Here is a 17,950-nt window from a genome sequence, read left to right as displayed (position 1 = left end):
TTTTAAAACACATTTCATTTTTGTGTTTTCTAGTAATTTAAAAGATATCCTGTCAACTACATTGAATTTTTAAAATCAACAAAGTTTTTGAAAGAGTCAATAATATTGCTCAATCATGAAAAGATTTTGATTACAAAATCATTGATAAGTTAATTCTATTTCTTTTTAAATCAACATCCAAAACTTTTACATCAACAATTTGTCCAACACTGACAATATCCAAAGGATGTTTGACATATTTATCAGCAACCAATTGGGATATATGAACCAATCCGTCCTGATGAACTCCAATATCTACAAATGCGCCAAAATCAACAATATTTCTTACAGTTCCCTGCATTATCATTCCCTCTTCCAAATCTTCAATTGACAGCACGTTTTTTCTTAAAATCGGTTTTGGCATGTCTTCACGAGGGTCACGACCCGGTTTTTTAAGTTCACCAATTATGTCTTTTAACGTTTCCTGACCAATATCAAGCTCCTCTGAAATACTTTCCAAATCAAGATTATCCAACTTTAAATTAGTGGAACCGATATCATTGACCGTGCAGTTAAGTTTTTTTAGAAGCTTTTTAGTGGCACTGTAAGATTCCGGATGAATTGTAGTGTTATCTAGAGGATAATAGGGATTATCGATTTTTACAAAACCTGCACATTGCTCAAATGTTTTTTTGCCTAACTTTTTCACATTTAACAGCTCTTTTCTGTTTGTGAAACTTCCATTTTCATCCCTGTAAGAGATTATGTTTTGAGCTGTAGTCTTTCCAATTCCAGAAACATGGTTAAGCAAGCTGTATGATGCAGTATTCAAATCAACACCGACCTCATTTACTACCTTTTCAACAACCCCATCCAGAGATTCTGAAAGCTGTTTTTGATTCATGTCATGCTGATACTGTCCAACTCCAATGGATTTAGGGTCAATTTTAACAAGTTCAGCCAAAGGATCCTGCAGTCTTCTTGCAATAGAAACCGCACTCCTTTCACCTTCAGTGAAGTCAGGAAACTCTTCATCAGCCAATTTAGATGCAGAGTATACTGACGCTCCAGCTTCATTAACGATGATGTACTCCACATTTGTTCCTTTAATGATTTTTGCAACAATTTCTTCGGATTCCCTTGAAGCAGTACCATTTCCTATAGCTATAACGTTAATGTCATATTTATCTATCAGCATGCGAACAGTTTCAATTGATTCAGCGACTTTATTTTGAGGTTCAGTCGGATAAATCAGTGCAGTATCAAGTACTTTTCCAGTTTCATCAATTATTGCAAGTTTACAACCTGTCCTGAAAGCCGGGTCCCAACCTAAAATAGTTTTACCGACAAGAGGAGATTCCATCAATACCTGATTTAAATTTTGAGCAAACACTTCAATGGATTTCTCTTCGGCCTTAGCTGTAAGGTAATTTCTGATTTCCCTTTCGATTGCAGGTGAAATCAACCTTTTGTAAGCATCATCAATAGCTTCCCTAATAATCGGAGTGGTATATCGATTGTATTCTATTTTTTCAGGAATGCTGGAAATGTTTTTTAATGTATGTCTTGCCAAATACCTTTTAATATCATCACTGTCACATTCAATCTTTGCCTTAATTACGCCTTCCTTTTCCGCCCTGTTGATTGCCAAAATCCTATGTGGAGGAATTTTCTTGATATTTTCTGAATAATTATAATAAACTTCATATTCTGTTGAAATATCTTTATCTTTGGCTTTTGAAGTAATCTGGCCTGTGAAATAAGTATTTTGCCTGATTTTTTTACGAAAATCAGAATTGTCTGAAATTATTTCTGCAATGATATCCTGTGCACCCTGTATTGCTTCTTCAGGAGTATTAACTTCTTTTTTAGGGTTCACATAATCTTTGGCTATTTTTTTAACAGATTCATTAACTTCCTGAGCAAGTATAATTTCTGCAAAAGGTTGTAATCCTTTTTCACGCGCTTTAGTAGCTCTTGTCTGTTTTTTAGATTTATAAGGCCTGTACAAATCTTCAAGTTCAACCAAAGAACTTGCATTTAAAATCTGGCTTTTCAAATTATCGTCTAGTTTTCCAAGTTCCTCAATTCTTTTTAAAACCTTTTCCTTTCTTTCTTCCAAATTTCTAAGATATTTCAATCTTTCATCAAATTTTCTTAATGTTTCATCATTGAGTGAACCTGTCACATCTTTTCTATACCTTGCAATGAACGGGATGGTATTTCCATCATCAATAAGTTTTATAACTTTTTTAACTTGCCAATCGGCTAAATTCAATTCCTTTTCTAAAGTATTAATAATCATCAGTTACAATCCTAAAATTTATATTTCTAAATTAGATTTACAATCAATTTAAAATTTTTTGTAAAAAACTCTCTCAAATTTCAATAACATTTATATCTACTTTAATAACATATTTATAAATGATTAAAAAAAATTACGGTGAATTTTAGTGTATTGGTTTTTTGTAATATTTATCTTTTTATTAGCTAGCATAAAAAGTGAAAAACCTAAAAAATATCAAAAGGTTTCAGTTATTATTCCAGCATACAACGAGGAGGATACCGTTGCCAAAGTAGTTGAAGTGGTAAAAAAGGCATCCTTCGTAGATGAAATCATTGTTGTTAATGATGGATCAAGTGACAATACCATTGAAGAAGCTGAAAATGCAGGCGCAATAGTGATATCTCATGAAACCAATAAAGGTAAGGGTGAAGCATTATATACTGGTTATAAAAAAGTGGATTGTGATATTATAGCTTTTATTGATGCGGACATTTATAATTTAACCTCTAAAAAAGTTGAGGCTATGATTAGGCCAATTCTTGAAGGTAAAGCTGAAATTACAAAAACCAAATTTGCCCGTGAAAGTGGACGTGTAACTGAACTAACTGCAAAACCGCTTTTAAATTACTTTTTCCCAGAAATTTCATTTGAACAGCCTTTAAGCGGTCAATTTGCGGCTCGTAAAGATATATTAAAGAAAATCAATTTTGAAAAGGACTACGGTGTTGATGTAGGTATCGTTATTGACGCTGATGTTTTAGGAATATCTATTCTGGAAGTGGACATCGGTGCAATACAGCATGATATGTCTCCGCTTGCTGATTTGAATCTGATGGCAAACGAAGTTGTAAGAACAATTATTAACCGTGCTAACAAGTACGGAAGAGTAACAATGATTGATGATATCGGCTATTATATCAGAATGGCTATCGTAGGTTTGTCTCTTGTTATTCTTGGATTATTTATCGTATTTTTCGTTAAATTCATCCCTCTTGAAGTTGCTGTAATTTTTACAGTAATTGGAGTCATAATTTCAATTTATTACATAGTAAAAGTCGTTTTCCAGTCAATTGTAATCTTTAGAAAGACCCCCGGTAAAAATATTATAAGGTCCTTTGTTAAAATTCATTTCCCAATGATAATTTCCATTGTCGTTCTTCTTTTAATGATTTCAACATTTATTGGTGCGGCCCACTATGATAACGGTGTTCTCTCAATAGAGCCTAACTCAAGGAATTTAATCATATATGCCGACAATCACCAGTCAAGCAATGCTATTTCTGCAAGAGGCCCATACATTATAGATACTGCTATTGAAAATGAATCAAATCAGATACGTATGCCTGATGATGCCATGATGACGTTGGGTATTGGATTAAATGATACAGTTGTTATCAAGGATGTATCATATACAATTAATGAAACCAGACCCGGTGATGGAGGCAGACTTAGATTACCGCTGGATGCCCAAAAAGCTCTAGACCTACAGACAGATTCAGTTATTCAAAACAGCCGTTTGAAAGAAATATTTGAAGGAACAGGTGTAGTTCATAAGTTCGAAAACAATAATACGTCCGTTTCCGAGAACTTTATTATAACATCAAGAGATAAAACTTCATGCAACTATGAAGTAATCATTGACAATGTTAGTGTTGCCAGCTCTTATGGAATCTTTAAAAACAACACAACATATTACGCAAGCATCAATGATGAACCTGTAATGTTTATCAAATATGCAAACGGAACATTTGATAATACTACTCAGGAATTTACATATAACGGCCATAACATCAAAATAAACTTCATGCCAACAAACAACACTTCAATAAAACAATTATTAAGACAGGACCAAAATACTTTCCTGAATATTTATATAAGAAACATTTAGTTAATTTTAAAAAAAATAGTAAAAAATCTAAGAATAATATCTTAGATTATTTTTTATCATATGCTTTTACTGCTTCTTCAACATCATCATAAAGACCAAGTGCAGCCAAAGCACCGACTTTACCCTGTTCACCAGTAACAGCAATTAATGGAATATCTAATTCTTTTGCAACTTTTTCTGCAGTTTCAACATCCATCATTCCGGATTTGGTATCAATTGAGTATTCTCTTAATTTTTGAGGAATATCTAAACCTTCTAAAACAGCTATTGCTGTTTTATCAGATAATGTATCTCTTTTAAGAATTTCAATAACTCTATTGATTAAATCTTCCTTTTTGGATTCTTCAACTGCAAATGTCAATGCAATAGAAACACAATTTTGAGTTTTGTGAGGATTATGCGGATAAAGTTGCACAATGATATGATCCAAGTATTCAAAACCTTCACTTGCAAGTTCAACACCTAAATTATGGGCCATTGTCCATGTAGCTCCAGCATCTTTAGTATCAGTATCATCAACACCAATAACAACTTTTTCAAGTTTAGGAGTTACAACAGTAGCTTTACCTTCTTTTGAGCCTCCGCCAACTTCAATAAGCTCAACGTATTTTACTCCTTCACCCATTCCTCTGCACATTCCAGCTCCAACGCCAGCACCTGCAAGACCTGCGTGAGTAACTTTAACTTCATCGCCGTCAATGACAATTTCATCGATTCCCGCAGCATTAAAACTAGCTTTTAAGTCCAATGGTGCACTTCCAACATGACATGAGTAAACATGCTTGTTTCCATCACGATAAGCTGAATCTATTAACTCGGAATTGTTTCTGTATTGATTTAACAACCAATGAGACCCTGAAATGCATGGATGGTACTCTACAAGTTCCACTTTATCCCCATCAACCATAGTCAATACCTTTTCGTATGGTGCAATCCAAGGGTCCTGAAATTTTTCCCTTAATTCATTTGGTTTTAAAATTTCCATATAACCATCTAAATTTCTTTTAATCTGTCGCACATTTTAATAGCTGCTTCAACAGCGCTTTTTGCGTTTTTAACACGTCTGTGAGCATCCATTCTAGTCATTCCCGGACCAGTAATTCCAAGTGCAACTGGAGTATCATATTCAAGTGCTAAATCAGCGATTTTACGGGAAGCATGTTGTGCTACAATTTGATCGTGGTCTGTTGCACCTTCAATAACAGCGCCTAAAGTAATTAATGCATCATATTCGCCTTTTTGTAATAATTTTTTAATTACAAGAGGCATATCAAATACGCCAGGTACAGCTACTACTTTTGTAATTTCACAATCTCTATTTTTAGCTTCAGCTTTAGCTAATTCTAACATCATCTGAGTTATATCATAATTAAATTCTGCAACAACTGCTGCAATTTCATATTTTACCATTTTATCTACCTCTTAATTTTATGCTCCACCACTAAATATAATGAGAAGGAATCCTGCGACCCCACTAACTACCATAATGAATATGATAAAAAGTGCTGCCAATTGCATTCTAGTTAATTTTTTGAAATTCATATTTTTTCTCCTTTAATTTTTATAAATTATTTTTAACCGCTTGAGCTACTTCCATAGTGGAAGCATTACCTCCCAAATCACCGGTTAAAACATTAGCATCATTTAATACTTTTAAAATAGCTGCATCAAATTTGTCTGCAGCTTCAATTTCACCAATGTATCTAAGCATCATTACAGATGACAACATCATTGCAATCGGATTTGCAATGCCTTTTCCTGCAATATCCGGTGCTGAACCGTGTACAGGTTCAAACAATGCTGCATCCTCACCAATATTTGCAGAAGGAATTAAACCAAGCCCTCCTACAAGACCTGCACCTTCATCTGACAATATGTCACCAAAGAGATTTGTGGTTACAATGACTTCAAAGCTTTCAGGTTGTGTAATGAGATACATTGCTGTTGCATCTACATAAAAGTCCTCTGTTGCAATATCCGGATAGTTTTGAGCAACTTCATAGAAAATTTCCTTAAACAAACCGTCACTTTTCTTTAATACATTAGCTTTATGAACAGCTGTAACTTTGGATTTATTGTTTTCAACTGCATAATTAAACGCATAATCAATAATGCGCTCTTCAGCATTTCTTGTAATTATACGTCTTGCAACAGCCCCTTCATCAGTGAATTCCTCTTCATCTGCTATATACATACCCTCAGTATTTTCACGGACAATCATAAAATCAATGTCATCAGACAATGAATCTGTATTTGGATATGCTTTTACAGGCCTTAAATTTGCAAACATTTTCATTTCCTGACGTATTTTTACAATAACATCAGCTGCAGTCTCTCCAGCTGCACCAAATAAACAGGCATCAGCATTGCGAATAATGTCTAAAGTTTCACCTGGAAGAGCTGTTCCAGTTTTTTCAAGACATTCATCGCCTGCATCACCATAAACATAATCAAAATCAATACCTAAACTATCAAGAACAAAGATTGTAGCTTCCATTACTTCCTTTCCTATTCCATCACCTGGAACAATGGCAATCTGATATTTATCTTTTGTTTTTGAGGTATTCAATTAAACCACCTTGCTCTAATATTTCTAACATGAATGGAGGCAATTTTTTAAATGTTATTGATTCTCCATTTGCATTAGTTATTATTCCTTTTTCCATATCAACTTCAATTTCTTCAGCGTTTTCAACAAGTTCTGTAATTCCTGGAGCTTCCAAAAGCGGAACACCAACATTTGTAGCATTTCTATAGAATATTCTGGCAAAAGATTCTGCTATTACTGCTGAAATGCCAACGCCTTTAAGTGCAATAGGTGCATGCTCACGAGATGAACCGCAACCAAAATTCCTTCCGGCTACAATGAAATCCCCTTTTTTGCATTTATTATTGAAATCAGCGTCCAAACCTTCCATACAGTGTTCGGCCAATCTTTCTTCATCTGTATAAATCAAATATCTTCCAGGAACAATAATATCCGTATCAATATCGTTTCCAAATTTCCATGCAGTTCCTTTCACAATATCACTCCGGCGCTACAATTTTTCCTTCAATGGCTGAAGCTGCCGCAACAGCTGCTGAGGATAAGTATACTTTTCCGTCAGGTGAACCTTGTCTTCCTTTAAAGTTTCTATTTGAAGTAGAAAGGCTTACTTCTCCAGGACCTATTATACCAGTATGTCCTCCAAGACACGGACCGCAGCAAGGAGCAGATACAAGTGCTCCTGCATCAACAAATATTCTAATTAAACCTTCATCAAGAGCTTTTGAGTAAACTTCCCTGGATGCAGGAATAACCAGCATTCTAGTGCCTTTAGCTACTTTATTGCCTTTAAGTATTTTTGCAGCATCCCTTAAATCGCTTAGCCTTCCATTTGTACAGGACCCCAAAAATACCTGGTCTAACTCTTGGTCAACTTCACTTACAGGCTTTACATTATCAACATTATGCGGACAAGCCACTTGGGGCTCCAAGTCACTAACATCAACATCAATTATATTAAGAGATGGTGAATCCAAATCTGTTTTATAGATTTTATATGGCTTATCCGAGCGGCTTTCAACATAATCAATGGTTTTTTGATCCACTTCTACCAATCCTGTTTTTCCACCCATTTCAATGGCCATATTACATAAAACCATTCTGTCAGAAATGCTCATGTCACTAACAGTATCTCCAGCGAATTCACATGCCTTGTATGTTGAACCATCGGCTCCCATCCGGCCAATTATATGTAGGATAACATCTTTTGCATAAACATTTTCCTTCAAATTGCCTGTGATTTCAAACCTGTTTGTTTCAGGTACTTTAAACCACAAATTACCTTCAGCAAATACCATGGCCATATCTGTTGAACCAATACCTGTAGAAAATGCACCTAAAGCTCCATGAGTACAAGTATGTGAATCAGCACCCACAATTACTTCTCCAGGCACGACATGACCTAATTCCGGAAGTATCTGATGGCAAACACCAGCATTAACATCATAAAAGTTCTCAATATTATGTTTTTCAACAAAATCTCTCATAATAATATGATTATTCGCCGAATCAATTGAATCTGCTGGAACCTGATGATCAAATGGAATTACTATTTTTGACGAATCCCAAACTTTTTCAGCTCCAATTTTTTCAAAGGATTCTACTGAAAGAGGTCCGGTTAAATCATGTGTCATCGCTACATCAATATTTGCTATAACTATGTCTCCAGCTTCAACTGTATCTTTACCAGATGCTCTAGCTAATATTTTCTCTGACATTGTTGGCATATTATCAACCTCTTAATAATGATAATTATATGTATTTTATAAAATATATAAGTTCGTTTTATTTTAAAAAAAATTCATTTTTCAAATATCTTAAATTTATATATTATGTATTCTAAATTATTATTATGGCATCATTTTTGAATAAACTAAGAAAAAAAGAAGAACCTGTTATTGAAGAACAAGAGTTTTCTTTAAGTGACAGGGTTTTCTGGGTTTCAACTTTACAAAAAATAGCATATCCTGTTTTGAATAACCTTGCAAAAAGTTCATTAAGGAAGAATATGCCTTATGAGTCCCCTAGTCTCGAAGGTCAAAAATTTTCATATCTTGAAGCTTTTGCACGTGTGTTTAATGGAATTGCACCATGGTTAGAGTTAGGAGCCGATAACTCTGAAGAAGGAATCGTCCGTGAAAAATACATTCGCATGACAAAAAGAGCTATCTCCAATGCAGTTAATCCTAACAATAACGACTATATATTTGTAGTTGAACCAAAACAATCTTTAGTTGATGTCGCTTTATTTGCTCAAGGATTATTAAGAGCCAAAAATCAAATTTGGCTTAATTTACAAATGGATGATCAGGCAAGAATTATCCGTGAACTCAAAAATACAAGAGTTATTGCACCATACGAAAATCACTGGTTGTTATTTACATCCATGATTGAAGCTGCTCTTTTGGAATTTACAGGAGAATGTGATAAAGAGCGTTTAAGTTATGGTATTAGCAGATTCAGAGATGATTTCTATAGGGGAGATGGAATTTACTCTGACGGAGAAGTTTTTACTTCTGATTACTTCAACAGTATGGTAATTCATCCTATGTTAAACGATATTTTAAAAGTAATGAGAAAATATGGAATTGCAGAAGGCGAATTTCTTGACGTTCAATTGATGAGATCATCAAGATTATCATCACAGCTGGAAAGAACAATCGCACCTGATGCTACTTATCCTCTGATAGGAAGTTGTCTATCATATCGTTGCGGTGTTTTCCATTTACTATCACAAGCAGCTTTATTAAAAATATTACCAAGAAATATTAATCCTGCACAGGTTAGATGCGCTCTAACAGCCGTTTTGAAAAAACAATTCAGTGAAAACCAAAACTTTTCAAACAACGGATGGTTGCTTCTTGGATTAAATGGTTCACAAACTGATATTTCAGAAAGTGATATCAACACAGGCAGTCTTTATTTCTGCTGTACAGTGTTCCTACCATTAGGTTTAGATGCCAGCGATGCATTTTGGACTTCCGAACCTGCAGAATGGACCAGTGTGCAAGCATGGAATGGACACCAAATAAAAAGAGATCAATCTATTGATTTTTAAATTTTTTTCTTTTTTTATATTCTGTTTTTAAAATTTAAAATACATTAATACAATGAATTTTCTTCTAAAAAAAGCTATTTTAATAAAAGTAGGGTTAAAAAAACCCTAACAATTATTAATATTGGAAAACTAAATTTGAATTCCAATAAATTCCAATAGTTAATTCTTATTTTTCATAATATTTAAATATTAATAATTAAATAAAAAGTAATACTTTATATAAAAAAGTAATAAATAATGAGTACTGGAACTCATAAAAATTTTTAAAAAAATTGGAGAAATTAATTTGAAACCCTTTAAATTCCTATTCAAGTTTCCTCCTATGAGGCGGATGATGGTTGAAATGCTTTTAGACTCCATTATTTTTTAGCAGTCACTTATAACAAGCAATTAATAAGCTTATTATAAGATAATAGCATTTTTGATAATATTGAATATGAATCAAAAATATGTTATAGTTTTCAAGGCGAGGAGTTAATGAAAACGATTTCAGTGAACTGGAATTTTAATTTGTGACATTTTTTGAAAATAGACAATATTTATCTGGGTGAAATTCAATCACCTAACCATCACCTAAATATTGCCCAAATAAACATTCTCAATTCCTTTTTCTAAAGCAATTTCACGTGCTTTAAACAGAATTTCTGGCCGTGTTGGGGATATGTCATCCATTTTATAGTAAGGAAATGCCCTTGAAAAATGAAGTGGAACTTCAGGACCTAATTCACCAACAACAAAATCACACAATTCAGTAATTTCATCAATTGAATCGTTATAATCATTAATAATCAGATTTGTTATCTCCAAGTGTTTTCCTTCAAGATAAATTCTTCTAAGATTATCCAAAACAATGTCCAAATCAGCTCCACAGACCTTTTTGTAAAAATCCTTGGACATGGATTTCAAGTCTATGTTGAATGCATCCACAAAAGTCAAAACCTCTTCAATGGATTTGTCTGAATAGTAACCGTTACTGACATATATTACATTCAAGTTTTCACGCTTTGCAAGAAGCGAAGTTTTTTTGCTGAAAGGCAAGTGTATAGTAGGTTCATTATAGGTCCAAGCAATTGACTTACAATTATATTTAATTGCATTTTCCACAATAGCTTCCGGCGTTATTTTAATACCTCTTGAATTTTTATCATATTCGTGAGATATCATATAGTTCTGGCAGTGCAAACATGTCATGTTACACCCAAAACCGCCAATGGAGTATGTAAATGTGCCTGGTAAAAATTTATTTAAAGGCTTCTTTTCAACCGGATCAGGACTTAATGATGAAACAATACCATATGATTCATCAAATAGCTCACCGTTAATGTTTTTATACTGTTTGCATATTCCGACATTACCATCAGCTATTTTACAATAGTTTGCACAGATTTCACATCTGATTTTTTGTGTCTTGGAACTTTTTTTGTATAATTCTCTACTCACTAACATAATGCTCATAGCCCTTATTTTCAATTCTTTCTACAAATCCATTTTCAAGCGTTAATTCAATGACATCCGAATCTGTAACCTCTCCAATCACCTTATAATCAATAGGCAATTTTTCTAAATCATCTCCGGATATTGTAAACAATAGCTCAAAGTCTTCACCGACATGCAAAACCAAATCCAGATAATTTAAATTAAATTTTTCAGCTAAGGATTTATATTCATCAGAAATTCCCAAAAGCTCCTCATGAATCATGAATCCAAAACCATCTTTTTTAATCTCATACAATTCACTGGCAAGCCCGTCTGTAATGTCTGTGGCTGATGTGGCAAAATCCCTTAAAATCAAACCTTCTTTTATGCGGGCTTCTGGCTTTAAAGCCTGTTTTATATAAATATTATCAAAAGAATCCAATTCAAAACCCAATGCCGCCAGTCCAATATCGCCCGTAACAGCTATTAAATCACCGATATTGTAGGTGTCTTTCATCAATGGCTTATCAGTAATTCCCAAAGCAGTCCCCGAAATAATAATTTCAGATGCTTCATTGGTATCCCCACCTATAAGAGGAATTTGATAGTAATTACAGGCATTCAATACACCTTCAATAATTTCTTTAAATGAATCCAATTTTAAATCTTTAGGAAGTGCAATAGCCAGAAGAAATCCTAAAGGTTCGGCCCCCATTGCTGCAAGATCACTTACATTAACAGTAACAGCTTTAAAACCCATATTAAAATAAGACATGTTTTCGGGAAAATGTCTGGATTGAATTAGCATATCACAGGTTGAAATCAGATTTGTAGAATTTAATTTGGTAATGGCAGTATCATCAGGAGTAATACTCCTAGAATTAGCAATGATATATCTAATTAATTCTTTTTCACCAATATCAGAGACTTTTAAGCTCATGAATATTACTATTGATTTTAAAATAAATATAGTTATTTGAAAATTATTTATTTAGAGTTTGAAAAAGAAAATGCCAATCGTTAATGTTAAAAAAATAGTAAAAAGGTTTCAGAATTATAATGCATCTGAAACTCTGTCTTTAATAATTTCGTATAAACGTGTATCAATTCCTAAAGGATCAGTCAATACGATTTCACCATCAAATTCAAATTCTTCATCATCATGGTCGTGATGATGGTGATGATGATGTCCGTGATCGTGGCCATGGTCGTGATGATGGTGATGATGATGACCTGAAACTGCTTCTTCATCAAAATCACTTTCAATACCAAGTAGTTCAGGTATGTCTCTTTTTGTGTGAAGACCATGAGCTACAAACACCGGTACAACAATAATCTTATCCAAATCATTTTCTGAAGTTAATTTATTGATTGTTTCTGGAATTCCCGGTTTTCTAATTTCCATAAATCCATATTCTACAGGCATTTCCGGAAACTCTTCAGTATACATTTCTTTATAAGCTTTAATTACTTCCTCTCCATCGTCCAATCTTGATCCGTGGCTTAAAAGTAAAATTCCAGTTTTTTTATCAGACATATTTTATCATCCATTATAAGTTTTAAGTTAAAATCGTTTAAGTTATCTTGAAAAAAAAATTTTTCAAAAAAATATACGAAGCTTATTGTGCTTCGTTTATCATTGCAATCAGAATATCTATTAATATATCATCCGCTTTAATAGGTTCCTGATATAATATTTCTCCGTCAAACTCCACAGGAGTCAGGTCATGAGTGTGGTCATGACCGTGGCCATGTCCGTGAGAATGTTCATGTTTATGTTCATGCTCTTCTAAAAGCCCTAGAATATGCGGAATGTCATGAGTTGTATGCATTCCCGGAGCAATAAATACCGGAATGACAACCAGTCTTTCCAAATCATTTTCTTCAACTAATTTATTAATAGATTCAGGTATGCTAGGTCCGCACAGTTCCATGAATCCGAAACTTGATGGCAAATCACAAGTCTTTTCAAATTTATTGTATAATGCGGTAGCAAATTCCTTATTGTAATTTAGTCTTGAACCATGAGTCACAAGTAGAATTCCGGTTTTAGCACTGTCATCCAATTTGGATTGTGCTAAAGCTTCATTAATTCTTTTATCAATAATATCCAATAGCTCATCTCTAGGTCCAATAGAACCTAAAAGCTGAATTTCACCGTCGAAATCAACATCGTCGGCTATTGATAAATAATGTTCCGGAGGGTAATTTCCATCAGGACATCTTGGATCAACTTCCAAAGGCTCTAAACCCAATAACTGAGGAATATCAATGTTAGTGTGAATTCCTGGAGCTAAAAATACTGGAAGTGCAATAATTTTGTCTAAATCTTCAACTTCACCCTTTAATATTTCTACAGCTCCTGCAATTGTTGGCTCTGACACTTTCATATAACCTATTTCAGTTGCAATATCTGTTTTTTTGATAAATTTTTGTTTTATTTCTGTAAATACCTCTTCAGCATATGGTAAAGTACTACCATGGCTTACAAGAATTACAGCAGTATTATTTGATAACTTTGAATTTGTATCCATAAGAGATAACTCCGTCTTTTCCATCCTCTCTAATTCTTCTGAATACCATTTCCACATCGTCACCGATTTCTAAAGATTCTACATCACAATCTACAAGTTGTGTAGTTAATTTAGCACCTTCTTCAAGTTCAATAATTGCCACAGCATAAGGAGCTGATTTTTTAAAGTCATCAGGTGCTGATCTGATTATTGAATAAGTATATATTTTTCCTTTTCCTGAAAATTGGAAAGGTTCGAGTTTTCCTTTTCTTCTACAATTAGGACAAACAACACGGGCTGGGAAGAAAACTTCACCACAAGTGTTACATTTAGAACCTATAAGATTGTATCTTTGTTGTATATGACGCCATGTTCTTACAGTATCTGACATGTAAATCCTCCATATATTTTCTAATATGTATAATTTATCTTAAATAATATAAATAGGTATTTTTTTTATTACTTATTTTCATCAATTTCAAAAAAAGTAATACATAATTGTGCAAAATCATATGGTCGCACTTCAATAATAAATTTATAAATTTAAGCCATATTTTTAATAATGAAAATCGATTCAAATGGAAATTTAATACTGGGTTCAACAGTTATATTGATAACAACATTGCTCCTACTTGCTATTTTTGTTTTTACTACCTTAAATTATATTGATGACCATAATATTGATTCTCAGGAGAACGATAATTTCAAATATATTATTGATGACTACTCCAACAATATAGAAATTTTAGGCAGAGATTCAATAGCTGATGCGTGCAATAAAGTCTATCACACCTACAAACTGTTAAACAGTGAAGACCAGATAAAAAAGAATTTAAACAAAAAACTGGAATCTAAAAACAAGGAATTTGAGCAGAAATATGATATTATAATAAATTCTGAAGTGATATCAGTTGAAAGTACCGACAGTCCCTGGAAAGTACTGTTTAAAGTCAAACTGAATATAAAAAAGAACAGCAATCACTACAATAAAATTGTAGAAAAACACGTTTCTATAGAAGGCTTAAGAGACCCGCTGCCTCCGGCAATTTTATCTGCAGCATCAGGAATATATGTCAGGGGAGATTTTATTCACTACAAGAATGCCCTTGCAAGATATCTGAAAGTCAGAAACCTTGATTCACCATTTTCATATTTATTTGCAAAATCACCTGCAACAATTAAGAAATGCCCATATGACCCCTACACTCATCATGGAGATCCGGGAGTTTTGAAAAACTGTCTTGAAAAAGGCTATTTTCATGAAAGCGCTGACGGAAGCTGTTATCTGTGCAGACTGGAAGGCAAGGGAAAATGTCCTCATTACGGTATGGAAGTCTTTATCCAAACCCGTACACCTCTGACAAACGATTCGATTTCATGTTCTGACCATGTTGTATTTCATGACCACTATACAGGACAGAAATTACATAAAACCGACATTAACAGCCTGATTTTAGACAGCTCCCATAGAAAAAAATATGGATTAAGTGGAGGTGATGATGATGGATAATAGAGGAAACGTTGTTGTTGAAATAGCAATTGTTTTGATTGTAATTTTAATGATAAGCGGAATTGTATTAAATATGTCCGAAAATATTACAAACAAAGCCGTTACCTCATCGGAAATGGAACACACTGAAATTATAATTTCAGAAGTCATCGACAATTTGATAAATAATCCGGGAGTTCCTGAAAACTGGTTTGAATATAAAAAAGGAACGCCAGGACTGGCAATTATTAATGAACATGAGGAAATTATCCCGAACAGCGTATCATATGAAAAATTTACTGTTCTTGGAAAAAACTACAAAAAACTGGTTACAGAAAAGTTATTCAATTCAAAACTGAAAACATCAATTGAACTGATACCAATGAAGAGCAGTATTTCATGTGTAAAAATCGGCGATAAAAACGAAAAGGGAAATGTTTTTTCTGTAAATAGAGCCGTGAAATGTGATTTTTATAAAAAATTTGTGTTAAAAGACTTTAAAATTCAAGGTAAATGCAATCATAACCACAAACAGGATTCACATAGCTGCAATTACTTTAAAGTATTTAAAGGCAACATGCGAAAGTCAAACTATTATCTGCTGATTGATAAGGAAGAAAAAAATAATCTTCAGTATATGGTTGATACTACAAGGGTGGTCAAATCAAGATTCTGGGAAAATCCAAAATCAGATATAATAAATATAAACGATAAATTTGACTTCTATGATGACAGCAGTGCAGTTGTATTTATTCATTTCAACAAGCCACATGCAAAAGCCGTGCTGATTAGTGTGCCGAAAACATTTAAAATCGATGATTTAAACTATGATTATTTTCAAACGAATGATTGTAATTTGATTTTAAAAGCTTGGTATTAAATTAAAGCTCCTAAAAGCAATAATGAAACAGATATCAATATTAAACTTGAAATTGAGTCTGTAACACTGGTTGAAATTGGTATTACAATATTATCCGGGTCCAAATTATGAGTATATGAAATTGTCGAAATATAATAAACTGAAAATGCCATGATTGTAACTAAAATCAGACCTGATAATGTACTGATTCCAACGATTTTATCAAAACCAACACCGACTGTTCCAAGAACCACTGAAGATGATTCAGCCAATAGGCCAATTACTGGGAAAATAATAATAGCTAAAATATAAGAAATACCAAAATTATGTAAAGCTTCTCCTTTAGGCCTATTGAACGGTTCTATTAAACCTGAGTGAAGTCCTGATGATAATCTGGCTCCTAAAATACTTATTAAACTGCCGCTTTCTCCTGAAAATAGAGGAATTAAAGTAAGCAAACTAGGATTTGTAAGCAATGTTTCAAGAGAACTGTTTAATATTCCACCTGCAGAACCTCCTAAAAAGGAACATAATAACAATATAGGAGTGGATTGCTTTAAAATGGTTTTTGTCTCATCAGACAATCTGTAACAATAAATAAAAGCTATTAAAACAGATATTAATATCACTACAAGGACAATGTCTTTTATAATGTAATTAAAGCATGTGTATGTTAAGATATATGTTGATGCAATAATTGCAGGTAAGGTCAATAAGTCTCCGCAGGCTGCAATAATCGGACTTGTAATGTTATCCGGATCCCATCCATGTTCAAAACTTTTAAATGAAACCAACATTGTTATTGGAAGCATTACTAAATTTGAAATCAAACCTGAAAAAGAACAAATCAAAATAAAGTCAATCAGTTCCATTGAAGGATAACGCAACAAAATACAGAATATCTTACCGACGATTCCTAAAAATATGGATAAAACCAATGTTAAAACAAAAGATGAGTATATATTGTAATTCAGCTGTTCTGAAAATTTAAATTTAGGAGAAATCAAACCTATATGCAAGTTAGTTGATAATCTTGAAGCAAATGAACCGAAAATATTTCCTCTCATACCAATTGCACCAGGAACTATAACTAAAAGTCCAGGAAAAGTTTCAAGGAAAAATGTCATTTTGCCTAAGATTACACCGGCAAATAAATCTCCTATAGCACATATCAAAAGAGCAATTAATCCTTCTTTAATAATAGATTTGTGTTCAGCGTAAAAATCACTGACTACTTTTGTAGATAGTGAACTGCGAATCTTCTTCTGTTGGTCTTTCACAATTATCACTACCTATTATCATATTATCACTCTTTAATCTTCGTCTTCTAATTCTTCTGGAATTTCTTCTAAAGTACAGGTTCCTGCAGCCAATTTTTCAAGTAAATCTGCACCTGCTTCTGTACCTTTTAAAATTAATGTATCATTTGGTAAAATGGTTGTATGTTTATCCGGACCGTAAATCCAGGAAGTTCCTCTTCTAATAGCAATTACTCTCATACCTGTACGATTTACTAAAAGTAAATCTCCTAAACTGTTATTTGCTAAATCAGATTCTTCACTAACAGAAACTCTAACAATACTTTTATCAGATTCTTCCATTACCATTTTAAATACAGGATGTGGTTTAAAACCAGTAATTACTAAGTCAGCTAAATCTTTAGCTGCATTTGCAATACTTTCAGCAGCTTCAGCAATTTCCAAAAGTGCTGTTAATTTTTCAGCATCTTCATAGGACCTAGCAGCCACCAGGGATTCTTTTTTTATCTCATAATTCATTGCATTAACTTCATTTTCTAAAGCAATTACTTCTTCTGCCGCTGCTTTGCTGTTAAATAAAACTGCTGAATAAGCTAAATCAACCATAAGTTCCGATAAATTTTTCATTTCAATTAATAACTTTTTAATCGACATTCA

At 33.2% G+C, this 17,950-nt stretch carries 17 protein-coding genes; 4 read left to right on the top strand and 13 right to left on the bottom strand.

Annotation, left to right across the window (positions count from 1 at the left end; translation table 11 throughout):
- Positions 1 to 130: 130 nt before the first annotated feature.
- A complete protein-coding gene (locus tag QZU75_RS02895) occupies positions 131 to 2,284 on the bottom strand; it encodes a Tex family protein (protein ID WP_296881448.1) in 2,154 nt (717 codons plus the stop codon).
- Positions 2,285 to 2,432: 148 nt separating this feature from the next.
- On the opposite strand from QZU75_RS02895, the gene QZU75_RS02890 reads away from it, so the two are divergent.
- Positions 2,433 to 4,154: a glycosyltransferase gene (locus tag QZU75_RS02890; RefSeq protein WP_296881447.1), complete on the top strand. Its 1,722-nt coding sequence runs from the start codon at positions 2,433 to 2,435 to the stop codon at positions 4,152 to 4,154.
- A gap of 46 nt (positions 4,155 to 4,200) precedes the next feature.
- Here QZU75_RS02890 and mmp11 read toward each other — a convergent pair whose 3' ends face one another.
- From mmp11 to hacA, 5 genes are all read right to left on the bottom strand, one after another.
- Entirely contained in the window at positions 4,201 to 5,139 is a 939-nt protein-coding gene (gene mmp11, locus QZU75_RS02885; protein ID WP_296881446.1) for a methanogenesis marker protein 11, read from the bottom strand.
- An 8-nt stretch (positions 5,140 to 5,147) separates the two neighbouring features.
- Positions 5,148 to 5,564: a 6,7-dimethyl-8-ribityllumazine synthase gene (gene ribH / locus QZU75_RS02880; RefSeq protein WP_296881445.1), complete on the bottom strand. Its 417-nt coding sequence runs from the start codon at positions 5,562 to 5,564 to the stop codon at positions 5,148 to 5,150.
- Between the two features lie 151 nt (positions 5,565 to 5,715).
- Positions 5,716 to 6,723, bottom strand: a complete 1,008-nt coding sequence (locus QZU75_RS02875; RefSeq protein ID WP_296881444.1) for an isocitrate/isopropylmalate family dehydrogenase — start codon at positions 6,721 to 6,723, stop codon at positions 5,716 to 5,718.
- The gene (locus QZU75_RS02870) at positions 6,698 to 7,177 is read right to left on the bottom strand and encodes a 3-isopropylmalate dehydratase small subunit (protein WP_296881443.1); all 480 of its coding nucleotides are present in this window, start codon (positions 7,175 to 7,177) and stop codon (positions 6,698 to 6,700) included. Before QZU75_RS02870 ends, QZU75_RS02875 begins: the two co-directional genes overlap by 26 nt.
- A gap of 4 nt (positions 7,178 to 7,181) precedes the next feature.
- Positions 7,182 to 8,426, bottom strand: coding sequence for a homoaconitase large subunit (gene hacA / locus QZU75_RS02865; protein WP_296881442.1), 1,245 nt, complete (start codon positions 8,424 to 8,426; stop codon positions 7,182 to 7,184).
- A 125-nt stretch (positions 8,427 to 8,551) separates the two neighbouring features.
- Here hacA and QZU75_RS02860 point away from each other — a divergent pair, with 125 nt between their 5' ends.
- The gene (locus QZU75_RS02860; protein ID WP_296881441.1) at positions 8,552 to 9,757 is read left to right on the top strand and encodes a DUF2264 domain-containing protein; all 1,206 of its coding nucleotides are present in this window, start codon (positions 8,552 to 8,554) and stop codon (positions 9,755 to 9,757) included.
- 573 nt (positions 9,758 to 10,330) lie between these two features.
- Here the strand turns inward: QZU75_RS02860 and amrS are convergent.
- From amrS to QZU75_RS02835, 5 genes are all read right to left on the bottom strand, one after another.
- The gene (gene amrS, locus QZU75_RS02855; protein ID WP_363139634.1) at positions 10,331 to 11,203 is read right to left on the bottom strand and encodes an AmmeMemoRadiSam system radical SAM enzyme; all 873 of its coding nucleotides are present in this window, start codon (positions 11,201 to 11,203) and stop codon (positions 10,331 to 10,333) included.
- Positions 11,190 to 12,113: a thiamine-phosphate kinase gene (gene thiL / locus QZU75_RS02850; protein WP_296881439.1), complete on the bottom strand. Its 924-nt coding sequence runs from the start codon at positions 12,111 to 12,113 to the stop codon at positions 11,190 to 11,192. The genes amrS and thiL overlap by 14 nt, the downstream gene beginning before the upstream one ends.
- A 114-nt stretch (positions 12,114 to 12,227) precedes the next feature.
- On the bottom strand, positions 12,228 to 12,710 hold the full coding sequence (cfbA, locus tag QZU75_RS02845) for a sirohydrochlorin nickelochelatase (RefSeq protein WP_296881438.1): 483 nt from the start codon (positions 12,708 to 12,710) through the stop codon (positions 12,228 to 12,230).
- 82 nt (positions 12,711 to 12,792) lie between these two features.
- Complete coding sequence (gene cfbA / locus QZU75_RS02840; protein ID WP_296881437.1) at positions 12,793 to 13,707, bottom strand: sirohydrochlorin nickelochelatase; 915 nt, start codon at positions 13,705 to 13,707, stop codon at positions 12,793 to 12,795.
- Positions 13,679 to 14,077: a Zn-ribbon domain-containing OB-fold protein gene (locus QZU75_RS02835; protein ID WP_296881436.1), complete on the bottom strand. Its 399-nt coding sequence runs from the start codon at positions 14,075 to 14,077 to the stop codon at positions 13,679 to 13,681. Before QZU75_RS02835 ends, cfbA (QZU75_RS02840) begins: the two co-directional genes overlap by 29 nt.
- A gap of 171 nt (positions 14,078 to 14,248) precedes the next feature.
- Between QZU75_RS02835 and QZU75_RS02830 the strand changes: the two genes are divergently transcribed.
- Entirely contained in the window at positions 14,249 to 15,196 is a 948-nt protein-coding gene (locus tag QZU75_RS02830) for a hypothetical protein (protein WP_296881435.1), read from the top strand.
- Entirely contained in the window at positions 15,189 to 16,055 is an 867-nt protein-coding gene (locus QZU75_RS02825; protein ID WP_296881434.1) for a hypothetical protein, read from the top strand. Before QZU75_RS02830 ends, QZU75_RS02825 begins: the two co-directional genes overlap by 8 nt.
- Here the strand turns inward: QZU75_RS02825 and QZU75_RS02820 are convergent.
- Positions 16,052 to 17,314: a magnesium transporter gene (locus QZU75_RS02820; RefSeq protein ID WP_296881433.1), complete on the bottom strand. Its 1,263-nt coding sequence runs from the start codon at positions 17,312 to 17,314 to the stop codon at positions 16,052 to 16,054. The two genes, QZU75_RS02825 and QZU75_RS02820, sit on opposite strands and share 4 nt — an antisense overlap.
- Positions 17,315 to 17,347: 33 nt before the next feature.
- On the bottom strand, positions 17,348 to 17,947 hold the full coding sequence (locus QZU75_RS02815; RefSeq protein ID WP_296881432.1) for a potassium channel family protein: 600 nt from the start codon (positions 17,945 to 17,947) through the stop codon (positions 17,348 to 17,350).
- Positions 17,948 to 17,950: the final 3 nt, after the last annotated feature.

The organism is uncultured Methanobrevibacter sp. (assembly GCF_902764455.1).
Taxonomy (GTDB): domain Archaea; phylum Methanobacteriota; class Methanobacteria; order Methanobacteriales; family Methanobacteriaceae; genus Methanocatella.
This window is presented reverse-complemented; position numbering and strand designations above follow the sequence as displayed.

Coding starts and splice junctions, on each gene's coding strand:
- amrS (WP_363139634.1), bottom strand. CDS start 11,203: ATGTTAGTGAGTAGAGAATTATACAAAAAAAGTTCCAAGACACAAAAA.
- QZU75_RS02830 (WP_296881435.1), top strand. CDS start 14,249: ATGAAAATCGATTCAAATGGAAATTTAATACTGGGTTCAACAGTTATA.
- QZU75_RS02860 (WP_296881441.1), top strand. CDS start 8,552: ATGGCATCATTTTTGAATAAACTAAGAAAAAAAGAAGAACCTGTTATT.
- QZU75_RS02825 (WP_296881434.1), top strand. CDS start 15,189: ATGGATAATAGAGGAAACGTTGTTGTTGAAATAGCAATTGTTTTGATT.
- ribH (WP_296881445.1), bottom strand. CDS start 5,564: ATGGTAAAATATGAAATTGCAGCAGTTGTTGCAGAATTTAATTATGAT.
- QZU75_RS02835 (WP_296881436.1), bottom strand. CDS start 14,077: ATGTCAGATACTGTAAGAACATGGCGTCATATACAACAAAGATACAAT.
- cfbA (WP_296881437.1), bottom strand. CDS start 13,707: ATGGATACAAATTCAAAGTTATCAAATAATACTGCTGTAATTCTTGTA.
- thiL (WP_296881439.1), bottom strand. CDS start 12,113: ATGAGCTTAAAAGTCTCTGATATTGGTGAAAAAGAATTAATTAGATAT.
- QZU75_RS02815 (WP_296881432.1), bottom strand. CDS start 17,947: ATGTCGATTAAAAAGTTATTAATTGAAATGAAAAATTTATCGGAACTT.
- QZU75_RS02895 (WP_296881448.1), bottom strand. CDS start 2,284: ATGATTATTAATACTTTAGAAAAGGAATTGAATTTAGCCGATTGGCAA.
- mmp11 (WP_296881446.1), bottom strand. CDS start 5,139: ATGGAAATTTTAAAACCAAATGAATTAAGGGAAAAATTTCAGGACCCT.
- hacA (WP_296881442.1), bottom strand. CDS start 8,426: ATGCCAACAATGTCAGAGAAAATATTAGCTAGAGCATCTGGTAAAGAT.
- cfbA (WP_296881438.1), bottom strand. CDS start 12,710: ATGTCTGATAAAAAAACTGGAATTTTACTTTTAAGCCACGGATCAAGA.